Annotated in this window: 14 protein-coding genes and 1 pseudogene; 6 read left to right on the top strand and 9 right to left on the bottom strand. The window is 67.2% G+C overall.

The features are described from left to right. Positions 1-125: 125 nt before the first annotated feature. Positions 126-899 carry a nucleotidyltransferase domain-containing protein gene (locus tag K6U06_RS22845; protein ID WP_262324295.1) on the bottom strand — a complete coding sequence of 258 codons (774 nt, stop codon included), beginning with the start codon at positions 897-899 and terminating at the stop codon, positions 126-128. Positions 900-1,604: 705 nt separating this feature from the next. Here K6U06_RS22845 and K6U06_RS22840 point away from each other — a divergent pair. The 3 genes from K6U06_RS22840 to K6U06_RS22830 are packed head-to-tail and all read left to right on the top strand — an operon-like array spanning position 1,605 to position 6,793. Beyond that, the gene (locus tag K6U06_RS22840; protein WP_262324294.1) at positions 1,605-2,363 is read left to right on the top strand and encodes a hypothetical protein; all 759 of its coding nucleotides are present in this window, start codon (positions 1,605-1,607) and stop codon (positions 2,361-2,363) included. Positions 2,364-2,375: 12 nt separating this feature from the next. Beyond that, entirely contained in the window at positions 2,376-5,402 is a 3,027-nt protein-coding gene (gene mobF, locus K6U06_RS22835) for a MobF family relaxase (protein ID WP_262324293.1), read from the top strand. Next, a complete protein-coding gene (locus tag K6U06_RS22830) occupies positions 5,399-6,793 on the top strand; it encodes a type IV secretory system conjugative DNA transfer family protein (RefSeq protein WP_262324292.1) in 1,395 nt (464 codons plus the stop codon). The genes mobF and K6U06_RS22830 overlap by 4 nt, the downstream gene beginning before the upstream one ends. A gap of 58 nt (positions 6,794-6,851) precedes the next feature. Here the strand turns inward: K6U06_RS22830 and K6U06_RS22825 are convergent, their stop codons facing one another. Next, positions 6,852-8,459: a BTAD domain-containing putative transcriptional regulator gene (locus K6U06_RS22825; protein WP_262324291.1), complete on the bottom strand. Its 1,608-nt coding sequence runs from the start codon at positions 8,457-8,459 to the stop codon at positions 6,852-6,854. A 67-nt stretch (positions 8,460-8,526) separates the two neighbouring features. Here K6U06_RS22825 and K6U06_RS22820 point away from each other — a divergent pair, with 67 nt between their 5' ends. Then, positions 8,527-8,904: a hypothetical protein gene (locus K6U06_RS22820; protein ID WP_262324290.1), complete on the top strand. Its 378-nt coding sequence runs from the start codon at positions 8,527-8,529 to the stop codon at positions 8,902-8,904. Between the two features lie 106 nt (positions 8,905-9,010). On the opposite strand, the gene K6U06_RS22815 is transcribed toward K6U06_RS22820, so the two are convergent. The 5 genes from K6U06_RS22815 to K6U06_RS24875 form a co-directional block, all read right to left on the bottom strand. Next, complete coding sequence (locus tag K6U06_RS22815; protein ID WP_262324289.1) at positions 9,011-9,322, bottom strand: hypothetical protein; 312 nt, start codon at positions 9,320-9,322, stop codon at positions 9,011-9,013. Then, the gene (locus tag K6U06_RS24880; protein ID WP_410051130.1) at positions 9,222-9,506 is read right to left on the bottom strand and encodes a hypothetical protein; all 285 of its coding nucleotides are present in this window, start codon (positions 9,504-9,506) and stop codon (positions 9,222-9,224) included. Before K6U06_RS24880 ends, K6U06_RS22815 begins: the two co-directional genes overlap by 101 nt. A gap of 896 nt (positions 9,507-10,402) precedes the next feature. Then, positions 10,403-12,247, bottom strand: coding sequence for an FtsW/RodA/SpoVE family cell cycle protein (locus K6U06_RS22810; protein WP_262324288.1), 1,845 nt, complete (start codon positions 12,245-12,247; stop codon positions 10,403-10,405). A 747-nt stretch (positions 12,248-12,994) separates the two neighbouring features. After that, positions 12,995-14,725 (bottom strand): DUF2075 domain-containing protein, encoded by a 1,731-nt coding sequence (locus tag K6U06_RS22805; RefSeq protein WP_262324287.1) that lies wholly within the window; start codon positions 14,723-14,725, stop codon positions 12,995-12,997. Positions 14,726-14,743: 18 nt separating this feature from the next. Continuing rightward, positions 14,744-14,908: a MazG-like family protein gene (locus K6U06_RS24875; protein ID WP_410051131.1), complete on the bottom strand. Its 165-nt coding sequence runs from the start codon at positions 14,906-14,908 to the stop codon at positions 14,744-14,746. Between the two features lie 484 nt (positions 14,909-15,392). Between K6U06_RS24875 and K6U06_RS22795 the strand changes: the two genes are divergently transcribed. Both K6U06_RS22795 and K6U06_RS22790 read left to right on the top strand, forming a co-directional pair. Then, entirely contained in the window at positions 15,393-15,875 is a 483-nt protein-coding gene (locus K6U06_RS22795; RefSeq protein ID WP_262324285.1) for a DUF4365 domain-containing protein, read from the top strand. Further along, complete coding sequence (locus K6U06_RS22790) at positions 15,872-17,077, top strand: hypothetical protein (RefSeq protein WP_262324284.1); 1,206 nt, start codon at positions 15,872-15,874, stop codon at positions 17,075-17,077. The genes K6U06_RS22795 and K6U06_RS22790 overlap by 4 nt, the downstream gene beginning before the upstream one ends. Positions 17,078-17,843: 766 nt before the next feature. On the opposite strand, the pseudogene K6U06_RS22785 reads toward K6U06_RS22790, so the two are convergent. Together K6U06_RS22785 and K6U06_RS22780 are read right to left on the bottom strand one after the other, a co-directional pair. After that, a pseudogene (locus tag K6U06_RS22785) lies at positions 17,844-18,312 on the bottom strand (transposase); the annotation flags it as partial. Positions 18,313-18,634: 322 nt separating this feature from the next. After that, entirely contained in the window at positions 18,635-19,549 is a 915-nt protein-coding gene (locus tag K6U06_RS22780; protein WP_262324283.1) for an IS110 family transposase, read from the bottom strand. Positions 19,550-19,870: the final 321 nt, after the last annotated feature.

Here is a 19,870-nt window from a genome sequence, read left to right as displayed (position 1 = left end):
TAGCGACAACCTCCCTGACGCCCGATTGGCGACAGCCCGGGCCCCCTGCCACCAACGCCTCTACCAGAAGAATGGAGGTGGTCGGCGCTAGCACGCCGCGGCAAGGCTGCAGCTCCAGGGTGGAGTCACCGGGCGTCTGCCCAGACGTGCAGGTGGGTGTCGACGGACCACCGTTCGATCGCTGACCGGTCCACGGCAGGCGGGATCGAGGTGTCGTCGGTGAAGGTGGCGAGGGTGGCGTCGAGTTCGAGGCTGCGACGCCACCAATCGTCGAAGGGCACTCGACCATGGCGGACGTCGAGGAGCCATCGGGCCGGCTCGCCTTGGATCGGCAGGTTGAGGTGCCCGGTTGTCAGCAGTTCGAGGCACTGGAAGCCGAGGCGGGCGCAGTGCATCGCGTACTTGGTGTCGTAGCCGAACTCTTCGATGAGTTCTAGGCGGCCGCCGCCCCCTCGCTGACCGTGTCCCCTCCCGCGGATACCGAGCAGCCGTTCGGCCTGCGCCCGCATGTAGCCGCGGTAGCGGGGGACGATGTGGCGGCCGACGAACTTAGGGCCGAGCGCCTGGAGCTGGCGTCCTTGGTCGGTGGCGTGGAAGACCGGCGCCCATAACGCCATCAAGATCGAGGGGTTGCCGGAGCCGGCGAGGCGCAGGAACCGTCGGAGCGAGTGGAGCGTCCGGTCGATGTCACCAGGCCCCGACCTGCTGCCCTCCGGCTGGGTGCGTTGCATGACCGAGCGCATCCCCGTCTCGCCGAGCCCTAGGACCTCTTCAGCCGACTCGACCACTACGCCGAGCTGATCGAGGTCTTCGCCGCCGGGCAGTCCCGTGCCGTGCGCGGTGGAGCCGACCTCGACGAGCAGGATGGTCCCGCCGGGGAGAGGAGGTATCTCGAGCATGGTCCAGTATCTCCCCGGTGTCCGGTCCGCTTCTCGGACTTTCCACTCCGACGCTCCGGCCGTCTCGAGGGTCCCCTGAGGTCGCCCCAAGGCGAAAGCCCCCCGGTGGGAAGCACGGCCAGGACAGCAGCGACACATAGGCACCCAAGGGTGCAAGGCCCTGGCGGCCCCCGACCGTGCCGCGGCCAACGAGGGCGGTGAGCCCGGCGCCGGCCCCTGAACCCCTGGGATCGACCACCACCCTGCGTGGCCGCAGCCTGCCGCCGATACGACCCGATGCAGGTGCGGACGCCGGTGCGGATGTCGGCTGCGCCGGCGGTCGGAGAGGCCACCCGTAGCGGGCGTCGCAGTGCACTGCTGGTGGTGCGGCTGCCGCCCCCCTCCCTGCCGCCCGTCCCCCCTCCGGGGGGACGGTTGGCCTCTGAGGCGGCTGCCCCGACCTGGCGGCTGGCGGACGCGCCGAGCGTGGCGGCGAGCCCGGACGGGGTCCCGGCTGTCGAAGGCATCAGGGCGGCAGGTTCGACGCCGACCGGGCCCCCGCTGCGGAGAAACCGCGGGTCGGGGACCTTGCCAAGATCCTTGACAGGCGCCAGGACACTGCCTCTGAGCAGGTATTTTCCTCTTCCGGGACCGGGCTGCACGATTTTGGTGTGGCAAGGGTTGTGTCAAGGATCGCGTCAAGGGTCGGGGCGCATCGTGGCGCCCATGACCACCGCACCTGCCCTGTTCGCCCGTCTCGCCGCCGACCTGGAGCAGCGCCTCAGCCGGCCCGCTACCGGACCGTCGGCCGCGACGTGGGCCGCCCGCGAGCCCGCGTTGGCCGGGATCGGTCGGGCCGCTGATGCTGTCGCCCGGTGCCGCACCTCGGATCCGCTCGAGGCCCGAGCGGCGCTGAGCGCGCTGCTCCGGCTGGCCGGCGACGATCGGCTGGCGGCCGACGCGGCGATGGCCGCGGTCATCCCGGCGCTACGGGCAGTGGCCGGCGGGTTGACCCGTGCGTGGAGGGCCGACCCCGACGAGATCGACCAGGCGACCGCGGCCGCGGGCTGGGAGCGGATCGTGGCCCTGGCCGGTCACACCGTGGCCTGGCCGGACCGGGTCGTCGCGGCCGGCGCCCGTGACCTGGTCCGCGACCGCCTCCGCTCCGGGACCCGGCGGCGCCCGCCCGACCCGCTCCCCGACGGTGACGGTGACGGGCCTGGGATGGCCGCCCGGGCACCGGAGGGCTGCGAGCGGGCCGAGGTGGTCGACCTTCTCCGCCGCGCCGTCGAGGAGCGGGTCGTGACCCCTGCGGCGGTCGCGGTGCTCTGGGATCTGCGGGCGATGCGGACCCCGGCCGCCGACGCCGCCCGACGCGACGGACGCAATCCCGCCGCGGTCCGGACCCAGTGTCGGCGAGCCGAGGCGGCGCTGCGCCGTCACCTGTCGGGCGGCGAGCCGGCCGGCCTGGCCGACGCCGGCTGAAGCGGGGGGCGGATGCTGTCGATCGGGATGCTCGCGGCTGGCGACGAGGACTACTACCTGTCGGTCGGCAGCGCCGGGCCGGTCCGGGCCGACGAGTACTACCGGGAGGGAGGCCAGACCCCCGGCGAGTGGATGGGCGGCGGCGCCGGCACCCTCGACCTGCACGGCGATGTCACCGCCGCCGATCTGCGGGCGGTGCTCGCCGGTGTGGACCCTCGCCTCGGGGTGCCGTTGGTGTCGGGTCAGGCGGCGCAGGGCCGGCGCCGGCCGGGGCTGTTCCTGACCTTCTCCGCGCCCAAGGGGGTGAGCCTGCTCGGGGCGCTCGGCGACCGGGCGGTGGCCGACGCGGTCGACGGGGCGCACCGTGCCGCGGTCGGCGACGCTCTCGGCTACCTGGAGGACAACGCCCTCTTCGCCCGGCGGGGCCGGGGGGGAGTGCAGCGGGTGGCGACGGGCGGGTTCGTGGCCGCCGGGTTCGTGCACCGGACCTCCCGGGCCGGGGACCCGCAGTTGCACACCCATGTCCTGGCCGCCAACCTGGTGCAGGGGACCGACGGAGGGTGGTCGGCGCCTGACAGCCGCACCCTGTTCCGCCATGCCCGCACCGCCGGGTTCGTCTACCAGGCCGCGCTCCGTCACTACCTCACCGTCGGCCTCGGTTTGGGGTGGGGTGCGGTGCGGGCGGGGATGGCCGAGCCGGCCGGGATCGACCCGGCGACGTTGCGGCGGTTCTCGACCCGCCGCGTCGAGATCGAGGGCCGACTGGCTGAGACCGGCGAGACGACCGCCCGGGCCGCGCAGGTCGCCGCTTACCGCACCCGCACCGCCAAGGACACCCACCTGTCGGCTGGGGTGCTGCGGGCGTCGTGGGAGTTGCGCGCCGGCGATGCCGGGCTCACCCGCGACGCGCTGGACGCCCTGACCGGGCCGGGCCGGACGCCTGAGGCTCTGGACGTGGCGGATCTCGCCGACCGTCTGACCGGACCGGGCGGTCTCACCGCGAAACGGTCGACTTTCGAGCGGCGCGACGCCGTGCGGGCTGTCGCCGAGGCTGCCCCCGACGGGATCGACCGCCGGACGTTGGAGCGGACGGTGGACCTGGTCCTGGCCGACCCGAGGGTCCTCCTCGTCACCCATCAACCCACCCCGACCCGCCCCGACCCGACGCCCCCTGGCCCAGCCGAGGCGCTACCGGAGGGCCGACCGGGCGGCGACCCGGCCGCCCCGGAACGTCCGGCAGAGGCGCGCCATACCACCCGCGACATGTGGGAGGCCGAGGCCCGGGTCCTCTCCGGCGCCCTGGCCCGGCGACGCGGCAACGTTGCGGTCGTCGCGCCCGGCGTCCGGGACCGGGTGTTGGGGGCCCGGCCGGGGTTGAGCGACGAGCAGGCCCGGGCGGTCGAACGGCTCCTCGCCGACGGTGACGGGGTGTCGGTGCTGGTCGGTCGGGCGGGGACGGGGAAGACTTTCGCTCTCGACGCCGCCCGGGACGGATGGCAGGAGGCCGGGTTGCGGGTGGTCGGCGCCGCGCCCTCCGCGCGGGCCGCGGCCGAGCTGCAGGCCGGGTCGGGGATCCCCTCCACCACCCTGGCCCGGCTGCTCCTGGATGCCGAACGCCCGCCGGGCGACGGCGGCGGCCTCCCCTCCGGCGGGGTCGTGGTGGTGGACGAGGCCGGGATGGCCGGGACCCGCACCCTCGACCGGCTCCTCGCCACGGCGGCCCGGGATCGGGCCAAGGTGGTTTTGGTCGGCGACCCGGCCCAACTGCCGGAGATCGACGCCGGCGGCACGCTGCGGGCCCTCGCGGCGCGCCTTGACGCTCCCGAGCTGACCGTCAACCGCCGCCAGGCCGAAGTGTGGGAGCGCGACGCCCTCGACCGGCTCCGTTCCGGGCGGCCCGCGGCGGCGGTCGCGATATGGCGGGATCACGGCCGTCTGGTCCTGGCCGACACCGCGGCGGACGCCCGCCAGGCGCTCGTCGGTGACTGGTGGGAGGCCAGGCAGGCCGGCGCGGACGCCGGGATGTACGCGCTGCGTCGCAGTGACGTCGACGCCCTCAACCGTCTCGCCCGCCGGCTCCACGGGGAGGCCGGCCGGCTCGGCGGGGAGGAGATCGAGGTCGGCGGGCGGTGCTACGCGGTCGGCGACGAGATCGTCGCGCTCCGCAACCACCGGCTGCTCGGGCTCACCAACGGCACCCGCGGCACCGTCACCGCCGTCGATCTTCACGGCGGGTCCCTCATGGTCCGCGCCGTCGACGGGCGGGACATTCACGTCCCCTCCGGTTACCTGCAGGCCGGGCTGGTCGACCACGCGTACGCGCTCACCCTCCACAAGGCGCAGGGGGTCACCGTCGACCGGGCGTTCCTGCTCGGCTCCGACCGGCTGTTCCGCGAAGCCGGCTACGTCGGCATGTCGCGGGGCCGGGCCGGCAACGACTTGTACCTCGTCGCCGGCACCGAACCCGACCCCGACAGCCACACCCGGCCCGAGCGCCGCTCCGGTGTCCGCAACCTTCCAACGGCCGTCGAAACCGGACAAGATGGTGCCATCCGCACGCTCGTCGAGTCCCTCGACCGCAGCCACGCCCAGCATCTCGCCGCCGCCACCGGCGTGGTCGGCCCCGGGCCCGGCCGCCCCCTCGCCGACCTGCCCGCCGCCCGCGAGCCGGCCGGCGCTTACGGCCTGGGTCTGGGTGACGAACGTCGGCGGCTCCTGCGGCGCGCCGCGCTGGCCGACCCCGGAGCCCACCTGGCGCCGCTCGGGCCTCCGCCCGCTGGCGGCGTCGCCCGGATCCGGTGGTCTGACGCCGCTATGGAGGTCGACGCCTACCGTGACCGCTATAGGGTCACCGACCCCGCCCGCATGCTCGGGGCGGTCCCGGCGTTCGGGACCCTGCAGGCGGAGGACCACGCCCGGGCCCGCATGGCGCTCCGGGTCGCCGCGGCGGCCCTCGACCGTCCCGATCCTTTCGCCATCGCCGACGACCGCAGGCTCGCCCGTGACGAGCGGGCCGACGAGCGGGGGTGGTCCCGGTGAGCGACACCCACGCGTCCGGCCCCGCCACCAATCGTCCCAGCGTCGACCGGTGGCCGCCCCCGACCCCTCCGACGCCTCCGACGCCGCCGGCTCGCATGTCGGTGCCGGCCCGGCAGGCGCCCCCGCTGATGGCCGCCTGGCACGGCCTGTTCCTCGGCGGCGGGACCGTCGGCCCGGTCCTCGCCGGCGCCCAGCAGTGCGTGCTGGTCCTCGGGCCGCCCCGCTCCGGGAAGACCACCGCGCTGATCGTCCCCAACGTGCAGCTGGCGCCGGGCGCCGCGGTCGCCACGTCGACCAAGACCGACGTGATCGGCTGGACCGCCCGGACCCGCGCCCGACGGGGCCGGCTGTGGCTGTTCGACCCGTCAGGGACCATCCCCACCCCCGCCGGGCTCACTCGTCTCGGCTGGTCACCGGTGCCCGGCTGCGAGCAGTGGCGCGAAGCGGTCGCCACCGCGCACGTCCTGGCCCGCGCCGCGACCAGACCCGGGCGGGTCAGCACCGACGGCGACCACTGGAGCGAACGGGCCGAGGCCCTCCTCGCGCCGCTGCTGCATGCCGCCGCGCTCGCCGGGCTCGACGTGTCGTGGGTGCTGCGCTGGGTGCTGCGCCGGGAGGTCACCGAACCGGCCGGGCTCCTCGTGCGCCGCGGCGGCGACGAGATCGCCGCGGAGACCCTCTCGGGGATCGCCGCCACCGACGAACGGGAACGCTCCGGGATCTTCTCCACCGCGGCGGGGGTCCTCGCCGCCTACCGGTCCCCCGACGCGCTGGCGGTGGCCGCCGCTCCGAACTTCGATCCCGACGCGTTCGTCCGTTCCTCCGACACCCTCTACCTCGCCGCGCCCGCGGAGGACCAGGAACAGTTGGCCCCGATCGTCGTCGCTCTCCTCGACCGGCTCCGCCGGGCCACCTACCGGCGCGAGCCGGGCTGGCCGCCGGTCGTTTGGGCGCTCGACGAGGTCGCCAACATCGCCCCGCTCCCCAACCTCCCCTCGATCGTCGCCGAGGGCGCCAGCCAGGGGCTGGTCACCATGGCCTGCCTCCAGGACCTGTCCCAGGCCCGGGTGCGGTGGGGGGCCGCCGCGGACGGGTTCTTGACCCTGTTCGGGACCAAGGTCGTTCTCCCCGGCGTCGCCGACATGCGCACCCTGCAGCTGGTCTCCGCGCTGGCCGGCGAGACCCACTACCCGATCCAGTCGCTCACCGAGCCGGTCGGATGGTGGAACTACGACAAGGCCAGCCAGCGCACCACCTCGTGGGAACGGCGGCCGGTGCTCCCCGTCGACCGGGTCCACCACCAGACGCCCGGCACCGCGCTGGTCATCCAGCCCGGCCAGCCGCCCGCCCGCGTCGACCTGATCCCGTGCTGGGCCGCGCCGATCGGCTGACCGGCAGGAGAAGAAAGCAGCGCCACGGCAACGGCGCCGGCCGGGGAGGAACGCTTGGTCAGTCGACGCCGGAGCGGAGACTGTCGTACACGCCCGACAACGGGCCGTCGGTCGCCTGATCGCCGAGGGTCGCCTTGGCGTCGCGCCACGCCCGCTCCAGGCGGGCCGGGCCGCCGTCCGCGGCCGCCGCGGCCATCCGATCCGCGAGGAGCTGCTCGTCGGTCGGTACCGCCATCAGGCCCCGCCGCGCCGCCCACTCCGCGAGGCGGGGCCGGCCCGACGCCAGGTACGCCTCGGCCGTCGAGTGGGCCACCGCGACGATCGTGCTCTCGATCTCCGACACCAGCATCTCGTCCCACACCCACCCGAACGTCCCGTCCGCGACCCCGGCGAACGGCCGGCCCCGCACCAACCCCAGCGCCTCGCGGCGCAACTCCAACACCCGTTCCGCATCCGCGTGGCGGGCCGCCTCGACCAGCGCCTGGAACCGGAACCAGTCGGAGCTGACCGTCGACGCCAGCTGCCAGCCCACCTTCCCACCCGCGTCGGGCAGGTGCTCGGAGCCCAGGCAGCGCCGCAGACGGGACATGTACTGCCCGACCGTCTCGGCCTTCACCTCCCGCTCCGGGCGCGCCGAGTCCTCCGGCCACAGCGCGTCGCGCAGGTCGGCGACGGTCACCCGCCGCTCCTGGTGGGTCACCAGGTAGGCGGCCAGCTCCACCAGCATCCGCCGGTCCGGTTCCTTCGCCCACCCCACCGTCACCACGGGGCCGAGGATCAGCACCGCCGGACCGGACCACACATGACCGGGCGGCTCCCCGACCGAGTCATCGCCAGCACTCCCGGTCTTGCCGTTCCCGTTCGCTGGGCCGGTCCCTGCGACCGCGGGCGGCGCCGAGACCACAGCCGGAGCGGAAACGACCGGCGCCGCGACGGGAGCCTGCAGCGGCCCCCCGGCCCGGGACGGCACCGGTGGCGGGTCGAGCAACGTCGGCGATGGCGGCACCACCGGCGGCGCCCACGCCCACCGCCGAACAGACTCGAACGACGCCATCTTCGACCGGCTCTGCTCGGCCGCCGCCAGCTCGGCTCGCTGGCGGGCCAGGCGCCGACGACGGGATCTCGGCAGCGCCAACGCCATCCCGCCCGCCGCGACCATCCCGAGCGTGCCGACGTCGATCGCGACGTTCGCGTCGTGCAACGTGGCGGCGTGGACCGACGACACCTCGGCCTGATCGAGCGGTCCGACCGTCCCCGACCAGCCGTGCGGGTCGAGCAACCCGGTGCCGGAGGGCAGCGCCCGCTGCGCGTTGGGCGTGTCGGGGATGACCGCGGTGATCGCCGTCCCGGCGCCCTGCCGGGCCAGCGTCAACCGGTATACGTCCCACACCGGCCGGCCGGTGCCGTCACCCGTCGGCCCGCACGCCAGCATCGCCGAAGCGGGAACGAAGTAGCAGCCGACCCGGCCCGCGCTGCCCGAGCGGTTCCCGCCGGAGGCGTCATAGGTCCGCACCGCGGTGTTGTCCACCGCCACCGCGTTGGTGACCGTCGCCCCCGCGATCACCACCGGCGACGTCTCGGCCTGCACCCCCGCGCTCACCGCCGCTCCCCCGAACGCCGCCACCAGCGACACGCCGCCCACGACCAGCACGTACAGCCCCTTCACGCGCCTACCTCCCTCCGCCCGCACATCTTGACACCCGCACCGCCCATTCGCCGCGAATCCGACACCGATGAGCGAGGACTGGGAGGTGGATCTCGTGACTTCCTCGGATCGACGCCAGACATCGATCGCCGTTTGCCACGTCGGTATGGGTCGCGCCGGTCTGGTCGCAGCGGACATCCTGCAAAATGACCGTCGACGACAATGGGAGCCGATGGTCAGCGAGACGAGCATGGTTGAGACAGCCCGACCCGTCGTGACAGAGAGGCAACGCGATGATCCGATCCCCCAGAGGCTCAGCCTCCGCAGCGGCCTGCTGATCGAATCACCCCTCGACAGACTCCTCGAGTTCGCCCAGCTGGACGGCACCTACCAAGGCTATGACCAGATCAGCCCGGACCCCTTCGAGCTGAACGACCTGGATCTTCGCCTGGCTACGTCCGAGTAGCCGGTACGGCTCGACCTGGCGTGGGTCGCTGTCCAGAAGGTCGGTTATCACCGCTTCCGCCACACCCCTCAGCGTAGGTGTCCGGGGATGTGGTCTCGGGGTGGCGCTAGCGGCGCTCGAGCCAGGGCCGAGGAGTGCGGGGATCCACGAGCGCCATTAGGTTCAGGACCATCCGGCAGGCGTTGTTGGCCATGTGGTCGGCGGTGAGGGGTTGGTAAATATCGGCAGGCCCCGCAACCCTCAGCAAGGGCTGCATGCGCTGGTACTCGTAGTGGGTCTGGTGCCAGCGTTGGCGAACCTGGCGGTAGTGGTCGTCGCTAATCCAAACCTTGGACGAGCCTCGCAGATCCGCCCGCAGATCCTTGGCGGCCCACTGGCTGGCCCGGGCGTGGTGTGTCGAGGTGAACGAGCTTGGCAACCGAGTTGTCCGGGTCGTCGAGCAGCTTGGCGAGGTCGAAGGTGGAGGTGTTGTGGAACGGCAATCCGAGCTCCCGGCGTACGACGAAGTCCAGCTGGTCGAGATTCGGGACCTCCTTGGCCCGGGCGAGAACATCAGTCTTGGTGGGTCCCAGGACACAGTCCAACCTCCGAAGAATGGTCATGGGCAAAATGACGTCGCCGTACTGTGGGGCTTGTAGATGCCACGCAGTTGGTCGGCGATCAGACGAAGCCGCCGAGCTGGCTCATTGGGGGCTCTCCATCGGGCGTGGTCTGGCAGGATTGACGGGTGCACCCGATTGAGATTCGTCAGTTCGAGCCGTGATGCTCGACCTCGATCACGTGATGGTCCACGTGCCCTGCCCGCGCTGCGGGTACGGCGTTGAGGTCCAGCTCCTCGACGCACGGACCCAGGTCTATCGCTGGTGTCCGTGCTGCCGTGTAAGCATCCATCTCGTCGAACCGGACGGCACCGTCTCCGTCTCGACGTGCTTTCGATCTCCGACACCAGCATCTCGTCCCACACCCACCCGAACGTCCCGTCCGCGACCCCGGCGAACGGCCGGCCCCGCACCAACGCCAGCGCCTCGCGGCGCAACTCCATCGTCGAGCACGTCGAGACGGATCAGCTCCCGCCGGTCCCGGTAGCCGATGGTGGTGAACTTGCGGACGTGGACCGGGACCTGGCCGCCTCGCCGGGCTGGAGGGGTGGGGGGGGTCACGTCGGGCTGTCCTCTAACCAGCGAACGGCTGATCAGTTCGACACTTCCTTGAGGTCAGAGGTTAAACCGAGGGTGATCGGGAGACGAGATGCCAGCACTGATTTACCAGATGCTAGCTACAAAAGCTCCCAGCCTTGTAGCGCCTTTGCAACTGGGCTCTTGGCGGATGGGATCCCAATCTGTTCGGAGAGGACTAAAAGGGCGACTTCTTCCCGGCTTCCAAGGCTGAACAGGGGTTAGTCGAGTCCTCCGCCGTCGCTAACATCCGCGCCGAGGGTTCGTAGTGCTACATACCGACGAGGCGAGCCCCTGCGTAAGACGTCAGATGGAGACATTTATTAGAGTGCTGCAGAACACCGCCGTTGCCGCTCATTCCGCCGAGCAACATTCAAGAGGACTCCAAGAGCAGCGAAGGAAGCAACGTTCTCGGAACCACCAAACGAGATCAATGGAAGTGGAATGCCCGTTATCGGAAAAAAGCCGATGTTGGCGCCGATATTCAGATACGCGCCGACGACGACGATCGCGGTGGAGCCAAGTGCGAGAAGGCGTTGATACTCGCTGCCTGCGCGATAAGCCACTCGTATCCCGGTCAAGGCCAACAAAAAGAAGAGAACTACAATAAGGCAGGCCCCGATGGCGCCAAGCTGTTCCGCAGTAACAGCGTAGATAAAGTCGGTGAAGGGGTCGGGCAAATACCCGAGTCTCGCGAGCCCGTTCTGTAGCCCGACACCCATAAGATGACCTCTGTAGATTGCGTCGAACGCTTGAACAGCTTGGTAACCCGCACCCGAGCTGTCTCGATACGGGTGAAGAAACGAAAGCAGACGCTGTACTCTATACGGCGCAGCAATAGCAAGAGCACCGAAGAGGATGAAGGCCCCTGCGGCTAATCTCCATAAGAGCGTCCCGCGGACGTTGCCACCTATGAGAACCACCATAATAATGGAACAGACGACTGCGGCGGTACCGAAGTCGGGTTCGAGCATAATGAGGCACGTGACGAGGATGGTAGCTATCACAAGTACTTCAGGCCCGTCACGCCACCGAGTCGTCCGCACATCCTCGCCCGAAAGCACCGTTGCCGCGAGAAACACGATGGTGAGCCTAATAAACTCTGAGGGCTGCACGGAGAAAGACGACCAGCCTATCCATCGAATCGTACCTGAGACGTTTACGCCTACCCCAGGGACGAGAACGATAAGGAGTAGCAGCAGATTCAGACCAAACAGTACGAAGCTACCCCGACGTACGACCTGTAAATCCACGCGGCTAAAGAAAAAGAGCACACCCATGCCGGTGCCGCACGAGACCAACTGCCTCATCACGAAATGAAACGGGGAACCGTATTCATTTTGTGAAATCGCTGAGGACGCCGAGAATAACAGCAAGAGTCCGAATGGAACTATGATTCCGAGAAGAGCAAGAATAGTGACCTGGCTGCCGAATCGAGGAGAGGAACCCAGTGCGCGCCGTCCGACGCCTCTCGCATCATCCATCTGTTCCACCGGAGCCACCCCGCGCGGTTCCTGATCTTCTCCGGACGTCTTGTTACTATTAGCAATTAAGAGGTCCCACCTTCCGCTCACTGCTCGCTGGCGAATTAGTACACCAATGGCCCCGTACAAGGTCGCAAACGCCAGAAGCCCAGCTAGGTGTCCGGCGAGCCACGAAACGAGACACGCGACAACGAACAGCAGGCCCTCCAACAAGAAGGGCCGCCGAAGGTACCGAGCGGAGAACAAGAGGAGCAGCAGGCCGACGATAGCCACGATGACGCCGTCGCCGATACGGCTGAAGAATCGGTTCGAAAAGATCAAGGGAACTGAGATCGTCGCAGACTGTGAATACAGCTGCCCCCCAACTTGTACCTGCAGTACCTCATGTCCTACGTATGTCGACGCTGCGACGAGCGGAGCTTGGACAACCCCTGTTCCTGTCACAACGAAGTGTTCACCAGGCGAGAGTCTCGGAACGCTTGCGCGTATTACGGGAGACTTACGCCTCTCGGCCATGGGATAAATAACCGACGAGGCAGGGAGCAAGACGTCGCCTGGTGAAGTCTCTGTGGTGCCTATGTTCGTAATCGCGACACTGAACCGAAGAGCGTCGCCCGGGTACGCAGACAAGTCAACGCCGAGAGTCGTTGACCCGACGGGCTCGGCCCCGAAAACGATCTTCACCGGGGCGGTCCTAATCAAGAACCTCTGAACAACGTAGCCTGTCAGCGATTCACCGAGACTCGGTGCTCCCAAATAGAGGCCTTGACTCTGAACAGTCTTGAGGACGTCTGCACTGCGGGCTGTCGGTGCTACAGACGGGTCGGAGGTCGCCCATCCAGCGCCGGCCGATGCTGGAGCCGCAGACGGATCAGCCACCGATGTCGCATAGAACGTGGTAGCGGTGAAGGTAGGGCCGCCGCTGGTCGATATCGTCGAAGTGAGAGCGATTAGCCCGGTGGAAAGGTTGGTAGCTACGGAAACTCGGAGAGTAGAGGGCCGTTCTCCCCGAACCTTAGACGCGACGATGTTGAATTGCGTCCTCAGCTGCAACTCATCGGTCTCGGATCGAGGAAGGGCGCTTGGGACGTGCGAGACGGACACCGTAAGAGTCTGCCCCGACGGGGGCCCGCCATTTATCTCGGACAAGGCGACTGTTCGGACGATATAGGAGAGTGATAGAACTAAGAGCAAAATGAACAGAAGCGGTATGCGTCGGCGGCCTGGAGCGGTCCGAGACGAGTGCCCAGTTGTTACCGCGTGGTTCATGCGGATTTGGGGGCGGCCGTGACTGGAAATAGCAAGAGGGCGAATACTAAGCGACACTTCACGACGGATCCAACGGTCTCGGACGCCAGAGCTGCTCCACCGTCGCTAGCCGAATCAATATGTCCTGGGTGAGGCGGCTCCGTAGAGTACAGAGCCACTCCGTTAAGCCCTCTTGTCATTAGCACTGTTGTAGGTGTGTCGAATCAGCTCAGTGAAGTTGACTCTTCGCTTGACTACGGTGTCCGCACTATTTTCGGGGTGCCCTTCCCATCGGTCGTCTCGCCAGAGGAGATCCTCGCCGAGGATGACGCCTGCGTAGTCATATTCGAAGCCTTGGGCGGTGTAGACGCAGCCAAGCCGCTCCAAGCCCCTAGGGTCCCTCGCCCAGAGTTCGGCGGGTGGTGCGCCATGGGCTTTCTTGACCGGCTTAGCGTTCCAAGGTCTTGTCCACCGGCCGATGGTGGTGTCGTCGATGAGGGTTCCGTCTTGGGTAGGGTCGGACCATCGCCAACAGACGCCGGCGGCTATGCGGGCGGTGTGTCCCCTGGAGTTCTGGGCTCGGACCCACGCGTCCATCTCTTTGGGCGAGTCGACGACGGTGACTTCGAAGGCGTGGTCGTCGGTCCAAGGCTGTGCGCGGGTGTCGGTGAGGTCGAGGAGTGCGTCGGCCCCGTCGATGTAGGCCTGGGAGCCGCCGGAACGGAATTGGCCGTTGAGGTCGATCTCGATGAGGTCGATGCCGTTGCGGTCGCCGGCTTCTCCGATGACATCGCTGGTGCCGGTCTCTCTGGGTCGGACGATTTGGCGTTCGTCGAGGAGGAGGACCGGTACTCCGGCGACCCGAATCAGCTCGTCGACCTGGGCGAGGTTGGAGCGCTCGGCTTTCGGCGTGAATCTGCTGTTGGAGGTGAGACCGATGCAGTGGACCTCGTCGGCGATGAGGCAGTCGAGTTCCTTGGGTGAGGCTGAGCCGAAGTTGTTGAAGTACCGGAAGATCTGTACGGCTCGGTCCCTGACTCGGCTTCGGAGGGTGAGGGTGAAGGCTTTGCTGCCGGCGGCGCGGCTGCAGTTGTAGCCGGCCTTGCTGAGGTCGGCGAGGACTGTGGTGGTGAGGACACTTTTGTCGGTGTCAGGACCGCTCTTGCCCAGGACGATGGTCTTGGAGTTCCGACGGCTTTCGGCGACGGCCTGGGAGACGAGGTCGTAGGCGACGAGCTGCTCGTCGAGCAGGGTTAAGGTGTCGTGGCCTTTGATCTGCTCGGCGACGTGGTCCATGAGCTTCTTGGCGGCCCTGATCCGGCCGGCAAGGAACTCGTCGCATACGGCGCCGAGGCTCGCGGGGGATAGGCGGCGGTCGGCGAGGAGGGTGCGGGCGGCGCCGAAGGTGTCGGCGGTGAACATCGGGTATTCGGCGACGTCGTGCTTGGTGGCGTTGTGGAGCAGCACGGCGCCGGAGATTGTCAGGGAGCCTTGTTCGTGGAGCTGGTTGAAGTCTTCGAGGTGCTGGACAACTTGCTGCTGGGGGCGGAGCAAGGATCTGCGGAGGAGTGTGGCTCGTCGGGTATCGATGTCCTCAATCTCGCCGTTGGCCCACTGCTCGTTCTCGACCACGACGGCGCTTATGCCGCCCGAGGGGTTGCGGCCGCCACAGAGAGCGACGATCCGCTTCGAGGTGAGCGGAAGCTGGTACTCAGCCAGGAGCTCCACCTGATCGAGCCCTGCATCAACTAGCAGGGCTGCCAGAGCGGGGATTCTTCTGATCCAGCTGTTGGCCTCCGATTGGGACGGCGGGTACCCAAACACTCCGAGGAAGTGCTCAGTCGTCGCCTCGGTAAGGGCCCCGCTGAGGGCGTCTCGTCGAAAAGCGTCCGTCGTTCCTCTGTAGAGCTGCACTCCGCTCGGACCCCCCGGCTAGATCAGTGTGGTGCTTTGTCCGCCAAAGCCACCGTAACGCTCGGGAGGATACCGACGTGCGTTGTCGGCGAGCTTCTCCTCGACCGCGTGTCGGACGTCGACGCCGAGAAGGTCGGCGAGTCTGGCGAGGTAGATGAGGACGTCAGCGATCTCTGCCTGCACTGCGCGGTGCTGCTCCGTTGTGAGCCCGCAACTCTCGTCGGGGGTCAACCACTGGAGCTAGGCGAGGAGTTCCCCGGCCTCGGCAGCAAGGGCCATCGCGAGGTTTTTGGGAATGTGGAGCTTGTCCGAGACTGGGCGGCCCTTGCCTTGCAGTCCTGGCAGGAGTCTCCTTCAGCATCCCCGAGGCGGCCTAGTAACGGGACTCGGGTCTCGTGGACAAAGGCCGTGGAGAGCCACAGTACCGTCTGCCTAACTTTCATCACGCCTCATCCCCTCTCGCGCTATCTCACGATAATCTCACAGGGCTGGACGAAGGTGAGAACGTGCGAGCGGAGCAGAGCCAAGGCGCGCTCGCCGTTCCCACCGTACACTCTGGCCTCGTGCTCGCAGGCGGGAGAAGACGTTGACAACAACTAACGGATTCCCGGCTACAGCCAGCCAGGGTGGAATCCAGCCCGTGCATGCCCCGACGTTCACCACCTGTATGGAGCAGCTCCAAGAGGGATACGTTCAGGGCGTAGCTGCAACTGCGGGATGCACCGTCGAGCCTATTCGCCGAGACGTTTTCGGATTAGATGTCGAGATTATTCAGGCGCACGACCCTGACGCCGAGGAACTGACGATACGGGCACAGCTTAAGAATACCACGACCGTGAAGCCAGACCCGACCGCAGTTCACTTCAGCTATCAGCTCAAGAAGCGGGACTACTTCGTACAATTAGCTAAGCATCGGACAGGAATCAAGGCCATTCTTTTGGTGATGGTCACGAGTCCAGACCAATCTTTATGGACCGCAGCGGATCATGGTGCACTCACGATGGCCCATTGTTGCTACTGGGTAAACCTTGAAAACCAGCCTGTACCTGCGGCTCAGAGCCCCACTGTTCACGTCCCGCTTCAGAATATTTTTGATGCAGCATCGCTAACAGCAATGTTTGACCGGATGAGGGCCGGGGTGGCGATATGAGCGATCTGAGCATTCCAGAGCCGGCCTTCTCGCCAGCCCGGCTCCTCGAAACACTCGAAGACTGCGGTTGGACCGTTATCGGACAGCGCCACGACCTCTACAAGCGAATCCAACCTCCAGCCGAGCTTGGCGACACACGGTCGATAGTCATACCCCTTAATCGGGAAATGTCAGACTTTGAGGAGCTATTCTCGGGTGCTGTCTCTCTGCTGAAGTCTTCGTTTCAGGAGCTTTGGATCCGGCAGCTGTCCCCGCGCCTCGAAGCAAACCTGGCCGATGCCTTTAGGTTCCGGAAGGAGTCCGAGGCGCCGAGCGGCCTCATTCCGTGGGTGGCTGGTGAAGAACTGATTGGCTCAGCCAAGGCAACCTTGTTGGCGGGAGCCAAAGCCCACATGGAGCCTGCTCGACATTTCGGCAATAGGTTCGGCCAGTTCGCAAATCGATACCTAGACACGGTACTAATGGGTCAGACATCCCCGGGTAGCTATATTGTTACCGCTTTGGCGCCGTCCTCCAGGCTTGTGCCCTATCGTGCCACTACAACTGCATCGTTCGCATACGAGCATATTGACGGAGCGAGCGGCCGGGACGTAACCAACTCGGTTGTCCGGGCGCTAATAGCCGTGAAGGAGGCCCTTGCTGAGTACCGCGAGGAGTCTTCGCTCGACGTGTTTGAGGCCGGCGTCCCAGATGGCATATCCTACGAGCTAACGTCTGCCCTGGAGAAATTGGCAGCGAAGGCTATTAGTAGTGAGATCGAGATCGAATTCAGCACTGCTCAATCTGGCGGATCCGCTGGAAGGGAAACTCTTGCATTCGAGTTCAGCCGTCAAGACGCCCCCGTACTGAATTCTGCAGCGCTGCGACTGGCCGCCAGTACCGAGCGCGCCGAGGAGGTAGTAACCGGACGGGTGCATCTTCTTACAAAGAAGGAAGCTGGTAGCCCCGGCGTGGTCGGCGTCGACGACGGAAGGCGTAAGTACAGGGCGAGACTAGGTTCTGACGAGGAATATCACCGTGCTGTACAGGCGCACGATCTCGATCAAACTGTCGTCATTAGTGGTGAAGTATCGAGGGAAGGAAACGTCCGATGGCTGTATGGTGCCCGTCTTTTGGACGTAGGTGCTGAGCAGCGGGACGAATCTGCGGGAACAGAAAGGGAGGTCGGCGCCATGCGGCTCTTCGGCGAAGAACAGCGTTAACGGAGCAGTATGGGCTCCGCTAGATGGCGCTCTTTTTCGACGCTCGGGTAATAAGACGACGCATGTGAACAGGAATTCCGATCTCCTCACCAAGGGCCTGCAGTTGGTTCCGGGTTGTTGTAGGCCCACCCGTCTCTGTGACGGACCGTCAATATGAGTTCCCCGTCTTCGTAGTGTTCACAGCGGACGGTGCCCTGGAGACCAAGGTCTTCAAGATTAGGCCGTCGGATTCTCGAGCGGCCATTCGAATCAGGCCGACTTCCGGAACCACTCGACCAAACGTTCTGAAGCCAACCGGGGAACTCTAGTTGGCCGCGATCAGCGCAACGGATCCTGCTAGCCAGCCGAGCGCAGCTACCCCGAAGGCAAATCCGTAGAAGCCATCTATAGCTGAACAAGCGCTTGGAGGGCCTCCCGTATTTGGGCTCGGGATCGGCAACTGGCGTAGCTTTGAGAGAGGAGTCTCTGGTGAACGAAGTCCAGCGATATCGCCGAGAACGGATAGTGCGACACCGAGGCCAAGCGGCACTCGCCCTAGTATTTGATGCGATCGGCGGGATGGTGCACGTTGGAAGTGACCTGTCGAAACGGGTACCGGAGAGAGTTGTGCTCGGCATTATGGCCACCTGCTTAGTTTAGTCAATGCCTTCTTCCAGCTGACCACTGTCGTAAAAACGATCTCGCAGTTAGCTGTCGTTGGGCCCATACTTGAGCGACTCACAGATAGTCGTCCCGAGGAATGGGACGTCGGCGAACTAGTGCCCCATCAGGCAACGTTTGCGCGCTTTGAGATAGCACGAAGTCCTTCGTCGCAGGCGTGGCGGTTCCGCCCAGGCGATGTAGCGGCGGATCATCTCGTTCTGCTCTTCGTGGCTGCGGTGGTCGGTGCCATCGAGCGCGAAGTGGCGGAGTGCTTGGAAGTGACGCTCGATCCGGTTCAGCCAGCTGGTGTTTGTCGGCGTGTAGGCCAGTTCGACGTCGTGGGCTTCCGCCCACTTCCCGACGCGGTCATCGACTCGGGTGGAGAGGTGCGGGCTGAAGTTGTCGAGCACGATCGCAATCCGGAACTGGGCCGGGTATTGGGCGCGGATCAGCTCACGGAAGCTGAGGAACGCGTCGCGGTTCTTGTGGTTCACGACCCTCGACAGCATGTAGTCCCGGCCCAAATCGAGCGCGGCCATGGAGGGTGGGTGACGCCGCCCTAACGGTCGACGACGCGGTTCTTCTTGGCCTCGAAGTCCGGGTCGTTCGACTGCAGGAGATTAGAGGTCGGCGATGAAACCAGCTACCGGTGCGGTGGTGGTTACTCACCAAGTAGACGTGAAAAAGGTCCCGGTCGCGGGCCCTCGAACACCTTTCGGGAAGGTCACGTTGAGGCGGCAGAGGACCCCGGCGGGGCCGGTGGCCATTCGGCATCGGGGTATGGGGCGACCCGCAGGTGATCGGCAAGCCGGTCGGCGCGGCGGCGGCGCTCGAGGTCGCCCCGGGCTGCTTGCCTTAGTTCAGTGGGGGGGTGTCCCCATGTTCTTGTCAAGGCCTCGGGAGAGGTTTCCGGGGTTAGGCAGCCTGTGCGACGGCCGGGGTGGCGGGGTGGCCGGGGTTGTAGGGCTGGCCGGTGCGGAGCATGGCGAGGATGACGTTGCAGCGCCGCCGGGCGAGGCAGATGAGCGCTGCGTTGTGGCGTTTGCCCTCGGCTCGTTTGCGGTCGTAGAACGCCTTGGACTCCGGGGAGCGCAGCGACGCGAACGCGGCGAGGAACATGGCGTTTTTGAGGCGGTGGTTGCCTCTGCGGCTCTTGGACTCGCCGTTGAGAGACTTCCCGGACTGGCGGGTCACCGGGGCGAGACCGGCGTAGGAGGCGAGGTTGTCGCCGTCAGGGAAGCGGGTGCCGTCGCCGACCTCGGCCAGGATCCTCGACCCGGTCCGCGGACCTATCCCAGGCATGGACGAGAGCAGCTCACCGAAAGGGTGCGCGAGGAACGCCTCCTCGATCTCCCCAGCGAGAGCGTCACGGCGGGCGAAGACCCGGTCGAGCTCGACGGCCAGCTCGGCGATCACCCGGCCGAGTGTGGCCTCAGCCGGCACAGTCACGCTTTGCGCGTCGAGGGCTGCGGTGACCGCGTCGACGATCTTGGTGGCCAGGCGAGGCGAACGGCCCTTGACCGTCCGGGCGATCCGGGCCGTCCCCGCCCCCCGGAGGGCGGTCAGGGTCGGATATTTGGCCAGGAGATCCCGGACGCCGGCGTAGTGGAGCCGGGAGCCAACCGCGCGCTCCAACGCCGGGGACACGCTGGTCAGCGCGTCACGGCACCGGTTCGTGAGGCGGGTCTGATCCGCGGCCAAGTCGATGTCGAACCCGTTGAGCACCCGGAGACGCTCGAGAAGCTCGTCAGAACCGACATCGAGCCAGTGCACCTGCTTGCGGCGGGTGCGGCCGGTATCCGCGATCACGAACGCGTCTCCCTCCCCCACCTCCGCTCCGCCATCGCCTAACACCCGTCCTCTCGAGGGCGGCCTGACCCCGAACCGGCTGCCGCGAACCTGCTGGCCCACGAACGACTTGTCGGCCGCCCTCGACCACCCCCGACCCGCTGGCGCGTGACCCAATAAGAGCCTGCCCTCCACCGAGTGGCCACTCCCTGTCCTGTCCGCACAACCAGCAAACAGCCCCTTGATGTGATGAAGGAGCGCAGCGCTGCTCTTGCGTGATGGGCCCGGATGGTGCGTTCGGGTCAGGCGCCGGCAGGAGGGAGTCTGATGGTGGGTGCTCCTCGGAGCTCCTCCCGGCAGCGG

Source organism: Acidiferrimicrobium sp. IK (assembly GCF_025499425.1).
Classification (GTDB): domain Bacteria; phylum Actinomycetota; class Acidimicrobiia; order Acidimicrobiales; family Palsa-688; genus Acidiferrimicrobium.
The sequence above is the reverse complement of the archived record's forward strand: the minus strand, read 5'-3'. Positions and strand labels throughout refer to the sequence as shown.